This is a genomic window from Microbacterium testaceum, from assembly GCF_001476655.1.
In the GTDB taxonomy this organism is placed as follows: Bacteria; Actinomycetota; Actinomycetes; order Actinomycetales; family Microbacteriaceae; genus Microbacterium; species Microbacterium testaceum_C.
This window is the reverse complement of record NZ_LDRT01000109.1, coordinates 1-10,925: the sequence shown is the minus strand read 5'-3', so window position 1 is coordinate 10,925 and position 10,925 is coordinate 1. Positions and strand designations below refer to the sequence as shown.

The window sequence follows — 10,925 nt, the reverse complement described above, 5'->3', positions numbered from 1 at the left end:
GCCGTGGGGCGGGTGGGAGAACGGATTCATCCCCGAAGAGCTTCTGTCGCCCATCCCCTGGGCGCAGGGCTACCGGCTGCGCTCCGACGCCGTCCACGCGCTGACAGCGCTGAACGCCGAATACCGTGCGGACTTCGGCCACGACCTGGTCATCAACGACGCTTACCGCGACTACGCCGGGCAGGTGCAAGCCGTCATCGACTACGGCGGGAAGGCGACAACCCCCGGCACTTCCATCCACGGATGGGCCCTCGCCGTCGACATCGGTGAGCAATCGGGCGCAGCGATCGACTTCGACAGCGACACGTACCGGTGGCTGGTTGAGCACGCCGGGGCCTTCGGCTACCGACACCCGGCGTGGGCGGAGGAGGACGGCGGTCGCCCCGAGGCGTGGCACTGGGAGTTCTGGGGCTGGGCGGGGTCCGCCGGCGCCGATCCCTCCGATGCCAAGGCGTATGCGCGCGCTGCTCTCGGCGGTGACGGGGTTCAGTTCGACTGCCTCGACCGGCTATGGAACGGCGAATCGAGTTGGGACCCTCACGCCGTGAACGCCGCGTCGGGGGCCTACGGGATCCCGCAGGCACTGCCTGCCGAAAAGCTCGCCACCGCGGGAGCGGACTGGCGCGACAACGCCCTCACCCAAGTGAGGTGGGGGCTGACCTACATCACCGACCGCTACGGGAGCCCCTGCGGCGCCTGGGCGTTCTGGCAGAACAACACCCCGCACTGGTACTAGGAGACCCTCATGACCGACCGCTCACGACGCCTGATCTACGCCGCCGGCAGCATCCTGATCGCTGTCATCATCATCATCACTGTGGTGCTCGCCACTCGCTCGACAGGGAGCGACAGCGCAGGCGAGGCCCTCACGCTATCTCCCTCTCCGACGTCTTCCGCGACTCTGTCGAGCGAACAGAGCGCCACGGTGCGAGAAGCGGTGCTGACCGCTGCGCGCTTCAACCCGGACAGAGACGGCTCGGAGAGCGCGCGTCGTCAGTCGTACCAGCAAGCGGGATTCAGCCCGGAACTGATCGCGTCGTTCACCCCGATCTGGATCGACGTCCTGCCGCTGGGCAACTCGGACTACGCTCCCGAGCCCGAGTTGGTCGGGCTGATCGCCGCGAAGGGAGCAAAGGTCACGGGGGTGGAACGAACGGACGTCGACGGTCGCTCGAGCCTGCGCGTCACCCTTCAGGTGACGCAGAGCTTCAGCTACGGCGGCTACGGCGACGACCCCGATTACCGTCTCGAGGTGGACAACGGGTTCGAGGCCACGTGGACGGCAACGCTCGACGAGGAAACGAACCAGATCACGGCCATCGAACAGCCCGCGGTGTCGGACCTCCCGGAGCCTTTGCAGAAGGTGCGAGCCGCGTCCCTGCGTCACCTGTACAAGGGCTGATCTCGATGTTGAGCCGAAGAAAGATCGCGTTGGTGGCGGGCGTAGCCGTCGTAGTGGTGGTGATGCTCGTCGGCGCCGCGGTATTGGCCCTGATCGCGCTCACGCCGCCGGATCAGGGTCATCCCGAGGAGAAGCCGACGTCGCAAGCGGGTCCATCTCCGGCCGCTATCGGGGACGCGACGACCCGTACGGCGATCGCGGCCGCGGCCACCGTCGCGCACTTCGAAGGATCCGACACGAAAGCACAGCGGGCTCGGGAGTATCAGAAGGCCGGCCTGGCGCCGGAGCTCGCCGAGACCCTCACACCTGTGTGGCTGACCGTCTTCGACAGTCCGGTGGTTGGAAGGGCACATGTCGATGCCACGGGCGACACGCTGGTGTCGGCCGCGGTAGCCGTCGACGGCGACCCTCGGATCGGGGTCGCTACCGCCGCGGACGCTCACGCGGTCCGGGTGCCGGTGACCATCACCTGTGTGCCGCAGTACGCCTCTCAGACCGGCAACCGGATCGTGGCGGCCCCGCTGACAGCGACCTGGTACGTCGTCGTCGACGAGGACTCGCAGCGGGTGCTCGAGGTGGATCAGCCAGCCCCGGCGGAGCTGTCGGTGCGTTTCGTGGGGAGGTAGCGATGACCATCAGCGCATTCGTTGGTGCCGACGGGTCAGCCCGGCTCGTTCTGGACGGCCAGGAGATGAAGCTTCGAGCGGGCTCCACGGACGAGGTTCGCGCCGTCGTCATGGAACACGCCAGGCGGTACGCCGAGCTGACCGGGTCACCGCAGAGCTTCACCGCGCTCGAGGCGACCGGGGAGTGGGCGATGGTGGTCTACCCGACGGGGGAGGTTCTTCCGGCGCCCGCTGCATCGCCGGCGCCTCCCCCTCCGCGGCCGCGCGCACCGGTGCCGCCCCGCACGCCTTCGGATGCGCCGGCGCCGGTCCACCGCCCGCCGGTGCCGGCGGTCCCCCTCGAGCGGGTGACCGAGGATCCCGCCGCAGTGATCGAGCTCGAGGATCACACCGTGCGGGCGGTGGATCTTGCGCCGGCAGTCGAGGAGACCGTGCTGCGGCGGAGACGTCGAACGGTCGCGATCGCCGTCGACGGCGCAGCGGAGGAAGAGATGGTCGCACCTGTGCTGATCGGGCGCCGGCCTCGCCCCCGCCGTGACCACACGCTGCTGTCCATCTCGAGCCCCGGCCAGGAAGTCTCGCGCGTGCACGCGGTCATCGACGTCGACGACCGAGGCACCGTGGTGGTCGTCGACCAGGACTCCGTGAACGGCACTTTCATCGACGGCGTCCTGGTGCAGGCCAATACGATCACCCCTGTCCCGGAGGGCGCGGTGCTGCAGCTGGGCGATGTGCGACTTCGCGTGCGCAGGTAAAGGCGACCCACCGCGATAGAAATGGAGTCTCCGCTTCGCTGGGCTTTCTTCGCAACTGTCGCTGTTCTTGTCGTGGTCGCGACTCGCGATGTGGACGGTTTCGTTGCGTCATGCTGGTCGTCATGAGCGACGTGACAAAGGTGCTGTGCTACATCGAGGAGTACAGGAATGCACAAGGCCAGCGTGCCGGCCGTCTGCGTGAGAAAGGGAGCGGCCGGAAGGTCGATTTGGGGCTCGCTCCCGAGGCCGAAACGCAGAAGTTCCTCTTCTTCCTGAGCGCCGCGGCGGCTAACCGATCCGTCATGCCCGATGTGTTCTCGCGCGACGGTGGCGACGACGCCATTGCCGTATCTGGGGATGTCGACTTCGACGCCCCCGACGAACTTCGTTTCATCTTCAACGAGAGGTTGTCCTACCTCTTCGTGTAGCCAAAGGGCGGAGGACTCGGGGAAGGCCCGCCGTGGCACCTCCCCGCCTCGGTGGCGCCTCGGACCGTGCCATCTCACTCTGCCCGAGATGCGGTCGGGCGTGAGAGCTTCCGCGACGTCGTCGGCGCACGGACCGAACCCGGGCTGAGGACGAATTTGCGACCGTGAAGTCAGCTCCGCCGCCGAGGCCGGTGTCTCAGAAGCTGTCGCATGTCAGACGTGCGTGGTAGACCCGCTCCATGGACCACTCACATCCGGACAACATTCATATCGGGCCCCGCGGGGAACGCACCACCGAGCCAATGAAGGTTGTCGATGCCGACGAAACGCTGCACGGCCTTTACAGCGGAGGCACCTGCATTCATCAGGCGACCTACACCGTCGCAACAAGGGCGGTCACCAACGGCTCAATGAGAGTTTCCGAAGGTGGAAGCTTCGTCGTGCACGGAACCCACAATGGGTCTCTTCACGTGGATGACGGAGCGATCGTCGACATCTTCGGTTCCCACAACGGCAGCACCCACGTCTCCCCGGGCGGCCTCGTCCGTGTCCATCCGGCGGCGAAACTCGCCGGGTCTCTCCACGTCGGAGGCCTGATCGAAAATCGTGGTGCGCGGGGAGGCACCGTGACTACATACGGGAACGGTGAGGTGCGAGACATGGACGGCTCCATCGTGAAACAGCCCGAAATATCTGGGTCAGGAGCGCGCGTCTACAAGTGGTGACGCGACGCGGCTCGAGATCGGTGGGCGAGCACGGTGCTTGTGTCAAAAGCTGATCTTCTTCGACCGGAACGGTCGAAGGCCTCGGATCATGAGGAGGGCTTCGCTGTTGTCCAAGCGTCCGACTTCATCTGGGTCCAGGAGGTTGCGGCGCATGGTCCGCGTGCTTTCGGACCATGAACCGGTCATGCCGTATGTGCGCGAGGTGTCTTTGGAAACGATGGTCTCGGCGCCCAGCATTTCCGACACCCACTTCGTCGTCTGCGGGTCATCGCCGCCGAGGAACAGCTTCGTGTCGCAGTTGCCGATGACGGTGTGCCAGCTCTTCTCGAACATCTCCTCGCCCTGGGCGTAGTTCTGAAAGACCATGCTCACGCTGATCTGCCTCTTGCGGATCGTGGAGATGTGGCGTTCAAAGTTGGGGATGCGACCGATGTTGGCGAACTCGTCGAGGAAGCAGTGCAGCATCCGCGGCAGTCGCCCATCGGGCTCATGATCGGCCTGGTAGACACTCTGCTCGAACAGGGACTGCCAGAACATCGCCGCAATGAATTTGAACGTCGCGTGCGTGTCCGGGATCTGCAGGAACATCGCCGTCGGCTCGTAACCAAGCCGGTCAATGCCGAGGGTGTCGGTTGCGAGGATGCGTCGCACCTCCCTCATATCCAGCGGCGCCAGACGCACGGCGAGCGAGATGACCACGCTCTTGCGGGTCTCCACCGGCCCCTGCTCGTACGTGCGGTACTGGTCGCACGCGTACTGCAGCACGTCCATCACTCGGGGATCGTCGTCGCCGTTGGGAGCTTTCTGCCACTCTGCGACGACGTCGCGAGCGGCAATGAACTTCAGGTCCGTTTCGCTCTCCCGCGCATCCTTGTTCTCCTCGCTGCCGTCCATGCCTTTCAGCAGGTCCAGCGCCCCCAACAGGTTCGGCTCCTGCTCGAGGGTGTGGGGGGTGGTGGCCCACACGTAAGCGACGATCGCTGTGAGGAGGGCTTTTTCCGCTCGTTCCCAGAACGCGTCTCCCCGGCTGTCTTTTCCGGACGTGTTCATCATGATCGTGTCGGAGAGCATCGCGATGCTCGTCTCCGGGCTGTCCGGGTCGAAGTAGCGCATGGGGTTGAACTGAGCCGACTGCGCCAGGTCGATCAGGTTCAGCGACCTGACCGTGATACCTCGAGCAGCGAGCCCCTCCTGGGTGTCGCGAATGATCTCGCCTGACGGGTCCGTGATCGCCGTCGATGCGTCCAGGTGTCGCAGGTTGGGGAGAATGTACGAGCGGGTCTTGCCGGTGCCGGACGCACCGATCACCAGGACGTTGCAGTTGCGTCTGGTGTGGAATGTGTCCACCGATAGAGCCTCGGTCTGGGTGAACTGCAGCTGCCGCGCTGGGTTACGGTCGGGCGCGAGGTATGGCTTGATGTCCGCCGGCTTCGCCCACGCTGCCGACCCGTGCTCCTCACCCGGGCGCGTGTTCTGCTTGCCCGCGATCGTGTACAGCACGATCAGAGCGAGAACCACGGCCGCAGCGAGACCGCTGATCAGGTCTAACGGGTCGGTGGAGATCCGAAACGGGTCCCCGGCGATCGCCCCCGGGATGGCCGGGAGAACGTCGTTCACCCGGCCGCCGGCGGCCATGACGAGGCGGCCATGCTCAACAGCCCGGTCGACGACGTAGAAGATCGCTGCCGCACCGAGGAGAAGTCCTACGCCCTTGCCCGGAGTCATACCTCGCGCCATCGGGTCACCGCCCCTGGTGGAGGGAGTGGGCCGCACCGCGTTGCAGGAGCTTGCTCTCCTGCTGCCCCACCGCCAGGCCCGCTTTGAGGTCCCCGACCTTGGCGTCAATCTTGGACGCCACACGCTCACGTGTGGCGTCGCGCTGGCTGAGGTGGGAGTACTTGATGGCGGGCTGCGCGCGCTCTAAGGCTCCCCGGTCAGCGGTTCCATACACCTGCTGGAGCAGTGAGTTGACGTTCGCCGGTGTGAGGTCCGGGTTGCTCCATGCGTCGCTGAAAGCCGTCACGGGCAACCCGCCGCGCGCAGCGACAGCCACCAGGAAGTCGTCGCTGTGCTCGTAGAGATCGACGACTGACGTGGCGAAGCTCTCAGCCGCGCGTGGTGTGTCAAAGCCCGCCCCGTACCGGGCAACGAGCGCCTCTTGTGCCGCCTCCCTGGAGCTTTTCGCCTCCGCGGCGGGCTTCGGCTGCTTCGACGGGGCGACCTCTTTCCTTCCGGCATCCTCGGCCCGTTCGGACAGTTGGTCGTTGGTGGTTGCCGGGCTAGCCGCGCGGTCCGCGGTTTCAAGCCGAGCCCCTGCTGCATCTGTGTACTGTCGGCCGAGCTCAGCCTGAACGGCCGCGCGTGTAGCAGCGTGGTCGCCGGCGGCCGCGGACAGGTCGATGCCGTGGCGATCGCGCAACTCGACACGAGCGGCCTCAGCCACTTCATCCGCCCTCACGGCGCGAGCCAGCTCAACCTCACGCTCAGGGCCTTCACCACCGAAGTCGGCGGCGTAACGCGCCTCCCGAGCGTCCCGCTCGGCCGTTTCGACCTGCTGCATCAGGGCGGTCACTTCGGGGTCGGGGAGTTCGATGCCGTGGCGATCGCGCAACTCGACACGAGCGGCCTCAGCCACTTCATCCGCCCTCACGGCGCGAGCCAGCTCAGCCTCACGCTCAGGGCCTTCACCACCGAAGTCGGCGGCGTAACGCGCCTCCCGAGCGTCCCGCTCGGCCGTCCTGACCTGCTGCTGAAGTGAGGCCACCTCGGCACGGGCGGCCTCTGCCGCCTCCGATACCGTGATCGCCGAGCGCTCGTCCTCCATGGCGGCCACGACGTCGGCGAGGCTGTCCTGAAGCTCGGGCTGCGCCGCGATCGCAGCGTCAATCGCGTCGAGATTCTCTGCGGTCAAGGCGACCGCGCCATCCCGCTCGATGACATCGGCGAGTTCGGAGTCCTTGTCAGCGCGGGATGCGCGAATGGCGTCGCCGAGACCGCTCTTCTGTTCGGCATCGAGGCTCACCACCTCAGGCTCGATTTCCTGTTCGACCGACTCGCTGTGTGCTTCGTTTCGCTTCCCTCCGCGTTCGTGGGCACGCCTGATGCGCTCGTCGACGCGGATCGAAGCTTGGGTGAGGGCGTGCTCGATGAGCCCGGCGTCCTTACCCTGCACGTGGAAGGTGAGGGTCTTGTCGGCGCCGCGCTCGACCGCGAACGTCACGCCGTGGCGGCGTAGCTCGCGGGACAATTGCCGTGCGACTTCCGCGTCCTTGATGGGGACGAATTCGCGCTTGCCTTCGGCGAGCTGTGTGAACCGTCGAAGGCTCACCCGACCGTCCCCTCGCCGGATGCCGGCGGCGGCGCGCGCAGCATCGAGAAGAGCAACGAGCGCGCGGACGACGACACCGGACGCACCGCTCGCCGTGGTCGCGGAGATCCTGGTTGCCTTGCCTGCGAGAGTGACGCTCGTACGCACCCCCGCTCGAGTGAGGTGGGTACTTGCCTGCTGCAACTGTCCTGCTGCGTCATCGACCAGATCGGCCATTATCTTCTTCCTTTCTTCGCCCCGTCAGCGCGGGTGCTCTCTTGATCGGCTTTCGCCTTCTCTTCAGCCGCCGCAAGTCGCTCCTGCAGACTCAGCGGGCGGATGTCGACGTCGCGGTACCCGTCCTGGTCGCGCAACACTGCGCTGGGAGCGGAACGCGCGTTCTGTGCGTGCTCACGTTGAGCGGGGGCATCCCGGTCGACGGCCTGATCGTCAAAGCTCAGCCGCGTGCCGGCCGCGTCCGCGCGACGTGCGGCGTCACCGCCACGCTGCGCACGCGCGGCGGCCACCTGGGCGCTGATGCGCTCGGCGACGGACATCTTCACTTCGTCGGTCGTGAGACGTGACAGCGCCCGAATGTCGGTCTTCACCGACACCAGGTCGCGCTCGATGATGCGCAGCTCGGCCATGAGCACACGCAGCTCCTCAGCGTCGCCGGCAGGATCCGCCATGAGCTCCGCCGCAGCCACCAAAGTCGTCTGGTAGGCCAGGTGCTGATCGGCCAGGTGCACGCTCGCGCGTTGCAGCGCCTGCTCCATGTCGGTGCCGGGCTGCACCCACCGCGCCTTCGCGTTGACCTGCTCCGTCAGCTCCCGAAGCTCGCTCAGAGAAGCCGCCCACCTCGACACGGCGCCCGGCTCGACGAACTTCTCTTTCGCGTACCGGGTGGCCTCGGCGAGGTTCGGCTCGGAGAAGAACTGATACAGCCCGGCCGTACTCACCGTGCGCCCCAGGTTGCCCTTCCTGTCCGACAGCACGTGCGCGTCCGCCGCCGGCACGTACAACCGCAGAGAGCGCTGCCGGCGCACCATCTGCGTCTTCGCGACCGTCAGATGAAGCTCCCGCTTCGTGCCGGGCACCGCGACCGTGATCGTGTCGCGGGTTTCGCGGACGACCATCGACGCGTCGACGCCGATCATGTTCACCACGCTCTTGGACATGCGCGCCATGATCGACTCTTCGGTGTACGCCGCCCCGAGCCGGTAATCCCGCACGGGGCGGCCCATCGAGATCTCCCGGAACGACACCGTCGCCGCACGACCGCCTCGCGCGCTGGTCTCGACTCCCGCTCGAGCGAGGATCGCCTCGAACTCGACCCAGCTCCGTGCTCGCGCGGCCGCCTTATCGATCTCCGTGCGCAGAAACTCCTTCGCCGACTCGCCTTTCAACACGCGGTAGGTGTCCCGCATCGAGCGCCCCGTGGCACGTTCCGGCTTCGGAAGAACGCTCAGACCCGCGGCCACGCACAGCGCATCGCTCGCATCACGGATGCCGCCGATGGTGCTCTTCACGACGCGGAACTTCTTCCCCGACTCGAAGTTCACGGCGTTGAAGATGATGTGGTTGTGGACGTGCCCCTTATCCAGGTGCGTCGCGATCATGTACTCGTGCGAACCGCCGGTGATCTGCTCGGCCAACTGCACACCGATGCGGTGCGCGAGCTCGGCCGTCATCCCCTCCTTGGGGTCGAACGACTGGATGACGTGATGAGCGAGGACACCTCCCTCGCGGGGCGCTGACACCCCGACCCTCGCGGCAGTCGCAGCGAACTGCTGAGCGACCGCCTTGAAGTCACCCGGGTCGATGACGGCGGCGTTCGTCGACACCCACAGACCCTCGCTCGTCGCATCCGGCCGCGCGATGTACGCCAGCGCCTTCGCCGGCGTCGACTTGATCTGCCCCATCTTCACGACAGCCATCAGTCACCCTCCGGGACCTGGCTCAACGCCCGGGAGATGGATGCCTGCACCTGCGTCAACAGCATCCGCGCGGCACGCATCTCCTCGAAGGTCACACCCGACTCGGTGTTCACATGCCGCGCGATCTGGTTGATGTTGTTCCCGATCCGAGCGAGCTCCACACGCAGCACCGACGGGTCGAACGCCACCCGCTGGACACGGACCTCACCGTCCAGCACCGCAGCGCGAGCGAACGGCTCGAACTTCCGCGCACCCGCGGCTCGCATCCGACGCTCCACCCGCTCCCACTCCCCCGCAGAGAACGACAGCGCCTTGCGCACAGGCCGCGAACGGCCCGCCCGAGCTTCGCTCATCGCAACTCCTCTACCGGGATTGGGCTGGAAGCCCATGAAGCTCCCAGCGGGTGCCACCGGCGCCCCGCCGGCGGCCGCGATTGGCTACCAATCGCTATGCTTGCTACCCCCCAAGGGGGGTCATCTCCCGCACTTCTCGGGAAGGTACTCGTTCCCGAATTGCGTTTTGGGAATTGCTACCGTCCTCCTCAGCCACCCCGCTCGATCGCGGGGGCGAGGCAGGTATGGGAGGAACATCGGCGATGACGATCGATCAGGACATCGAGGAACTGCTCCGGCAGGACGAGGCCCTGCTGAAGGCGAAACGCAGGCGCCTGAAGGCGTTCGGCGGGGCGATTGACGAGCTGCGCCAGTCGACGAGCACCGCGGCGCAGCTCGCGGCCGAAATGGTCGCCGCAGGCGACCTGTCACGCGTCGACCTCGGTCGCGTGTTCAAACTCACCCGGGCCGAGAAGTCGGCTCTGCTGGGTGGCCGCAACGAGTCAGCCGCGCCAACGCAAGAGGATGGCTCGGACGATCAGAGCGACCCGCTCGACTAGTCCGATCAGTCCGGGCGGGCATCCCGTCCCGTGACCCCCTGACCACCTGTGGACGGCCTGAGCCACCTTCGGGCTCCACCCGCCCACAGGTGGACAGCGGGACCCCACACTCACCACCCAGCCACGAAAGAACACGCCATGCAGTCATCCCCCGCGACCGACGTCGCCGTCGCCTTCGAGACCGACTGGGCCCCGTGGGGCTTCGGCCTCGCGATCGCCATCCTCGTCCTCGCCATCGTCTGGGCGAGCGTCAACGGCTACGTCGCAGCGGCAGTCTCAGACGGTCTCGAGGACAGAGCGGCGACCGCCGCGTGGGCCGTGTGGGGGCTGTTCAGCCTCGCGAGCCTCACGGCGCTGCTCGTCGTTCCCGGGATGATCATGCGGCACATCCCCTCGCAGCCCGACGTCGCCTGGGTCTTCTACCCCAGCCTCGCCGGCGCCGCCGCACTCGGCATCTGGGGGCTCCTCAGCGACATCCGGCTTATGCGCTGGAGTCGATGGATCGGCGCACTCAGCCTCGCCCTCGGCGCCCTCGCAGGCGCCGCGACCGACTGGCTGAACCGGGTCGCGTCGAGCATCCCCACCTCCGTACCCGCCCTCATCGGGCTCATCATCCTCGGCGCCATAGTCCTCATCCTGTGGGCCAGGGAGAGATGAGAACACGATCCCTGACTCGCGAGAGGGATTGCCAACGCTCCCGCTCGTGGACGATCACCACGACGGCAACCCTGGCCGCCACCCTCACCGCGATCTGCGCAGGGTGCGCGCCAGACCCCTCCCCCACCCACCCCTCCGAGCAACCCTCGGAGCACGCCGTCGTCGACGCCGTCGTCGACGGGGACACGTTCAAGAT

The 10,925-nt window shown here is 66.8% G+C and carries 13 protein-coding genes; 9 read left to right on the top strand and 4 right to left on the bottom strand.

Annotation, left to right across the window (positions count from 1 at the left end):
• From NS220_RS14240 to NS220_RS19790, 6 genes are all read left to right on the top strand, one after another.
• The coding region (locus NS220_RS14240; RefSeq protein ID WP_193755380.1) for a M15 family metallopeptidase at positions 1-736 on the top strand (736 nt) is incomplete at its 5' end.
• Between the two features lie 9 nt (positions 737-745).
• Positions 746-1,402, top strand: coding sequence for a hypothetical protein (locus NS220_RS14235; protein WP_058624694.1), 657 nt, complete (start codon positions 746-748; stop codon positions 1,400-1,402).
• 32 nt (positions 1,403-1,434) lie between these two features.
• Positions 1,435-2,028 (top strand): hypothetical protein, encoded by a 594-nt coding sequence (locus NS220_RS14230; protein WP_153004301.1) that lies wholly within the window; start codon positions 1,435-1,437, stop codon positions 2,026-2,028.
• 2 nt (positions 2,029-2,030) lie between these two features.
• Complete coding sequence (locus NS220_RS14225) at positions 2,031-2,783, top strand: FHA domain-containing protein (RefSeq protein WP_058624692.1); 753 nt, start codon at positions 2,031-2,033, stop codon at positions 2,781-2,783.
• 110 nt (positions 2,784-2,893) lie between these two features.
• Positions 2,894-3,211, top strand: coding sequence for a hypothetical protein (locus NS220_RS14220; RefSeq protein ID WP_058624691.1), 318 nt, complete (start codon positions 2,894-2,896; stop codon positions 3,209-3,211).
• 239 nt (positions 3,212-3,450) lie between these two features.
• Positions 3,451-3,936, top strand: a complete 486-nt coding sequence (locus tag NS220_RS19790) for a hypothetical protein (RefSeq protein ID WP_153004300.1) — start codon at positions 3,451-3,453, stop codon at positions 3,934-3,936.
• A 42-nt stretch (positions 3,937-3,978) separates the two neighbouring features.
• Here the strand turns inward: NS220_RS19790 and NS220_RS14215 are convergent, their stop codons facing one another.
• Genes NS220_RS14215 through NS220_RS14200 form a run of 4 tightly spaced genes read right to left on the bottom strand, consistent with a single transcriptional unit; the run spans position 3,979 to position 9,533 of the window.
• Complete coding sequence (locus NS220_RS14215; protein ID WP_058624690.1) at positions 3,979-5,661, bottom strand: VirD4-like conjugal transfer protein, CD1115 family; 1,683 nt, start codon at positions 5,659-5,661, stop codon at positions 3,979-3,981.
• 16 nt (positions 5,662-5,677) lie between these two features.
• Positions 5,678-7,480, bottom strand: a complete 1,803-nt coding sequence (locus NS220_RS14210) for a DUF3801 domain-containing protein (RefSeq protein WP_058624689.1) — start codon at positions 7,478-7,480, stop codon at positions 5,678-5,680.
• Positions 7,480-9,180: a relaxase/mobilization nuclease domain-containing protein gene (locus NS220_RS14205; protein ID WP_058624688.1), complete on the bottom strand. Its 1,701-nt coding sequence runs from the start codon at positions 9,178-9,180 to the stop codon at positions 7,480-7,482. Before NS220_RS14205 ends, NS220_RS14210 begins: the two co-directional genes overlap by 1 nt.
• The gene (locus NS220_RS14200) at positions 9,180-9,533 is read right to left on the bottom strand and encodes a MobC family plasmid mobilization relaxosome protein (protein WP_193755379.1); all 354 of its coding nucleotides are present in this window, start codon (positions 9,531-9,533) and stop codon (positions 9,180-9,182) included. Before NS220_RS14200 ends, NS220_RS14205 begins: the two co-directional genes overlap by 1 nt.
• 242 nt (positions 9,534-9,775) lie before the next feature.
• Between NS220_RS14200 and NS220_RS14195 the strand changes: the two genes are divergently transcribed.
• The 3 genes from NS220_RS14195 to NS220_RS20425 all read left to right on the top strand — a co-directional run.
• Positions 9,776-10,072: a hypothetical protein gene (locus NS220_RS14195; protein ID WP_058624686.1), complete on the top strand. Its 297-nt coding sequence runs from the start codon at positions 9,776-9,778 to the stop codon at positions 10,070-10,072.
• Between the two features lie 138 nt (positions 10,073-10,210).
• Entirely contained in the window at positions 10,211-10,729 is a 519-nt protein-coding gene (locus NS220_RS14190) for a hypothetical protein (protein ID WP_058624685.1), read from the top strand.
• On the top strand, positions 10,726-10,925 hold a 200-nt coding region (locus tag NS220_RS20425; RefSeq protein WP_206543030.1), incomplete at its 3' end, for a hypothetical protein. The genes NS220_RS14190 and NS220_RS20425, both read left to right, overlap by 4 nt.

Bases quoted from the DNA above. Each gene is read 5' to 3' on its own strand.
- NS220_RS14235 (WP_058624694.1), top strand. From the start codon at position 746: ATGACCGACCGCTCACGACGCCTGATCTACGCCGCCGGCAGCATCCTG.
- NS220_RS14200 (WP_193755379.1), bottom strand. From the start codon at position 9,533: ATGAGCGAAGCTCGGGCGGGCCGTTCGCGGCCTGTGCGCAAGGCGCTG.
- NS220_RS19790 (WP_153004300.1), top strand. From the start codon at position 3,451: ATGGACCACTCACATCCGGACAACATTCATATCGGGCCCCGCGGGGAA.
- NS220_RS14215 (WP_058624690.1), bottom strand. From the start codon at position 5,661: ATGACTCCGGGCAAGGGCGTAGGACTTCTCCTCGGTGCGGCAGCGATC.
- NS220_RS14210 (WP_058624689.1), bottom strand. From the start codon at position 7,480: ATGGCCGATCTGGTCGATGACGCAGCAGGACAGTTGCAGCAGGCAAGT.
- NS220_RS14205 (WP_058624688.1), bottom strand. From the start codon at position 9,180: ATGGCTGTCGTGAAGATGGGGCAGATCAAGTCGACGCCGGCGAAGGCG.
- NS220_RS14190 (WP_058624685.1), top strand. From the start codon at position 10,211: ATGCAGTCATCCCCCGCGACCGACGTCGCCGTCGCCTTCGAGACCGAC.
- NS220_RS14195 (WP_058624686.1), top strand. From the start codon at position 9,776: ATGACGATCGATCAGGACATCGAGGAACTGCTCCGGCAGGACGAGGCC.
- NS220_RS14220 (WP_058624691.1), top strand. From the start codon at position 2,894: ATGCTGGTCGTCATGAGCGACGTGACAAAGGTGCTGTGCTACATCGAG.
- NS220_RS14225 (WP_058624692.1), top strand. From the start codon at position 2,031: ATGACCATCAGCGCATTCGTTGGTGCCGACGGGTCAGCCCGGCTCGTT.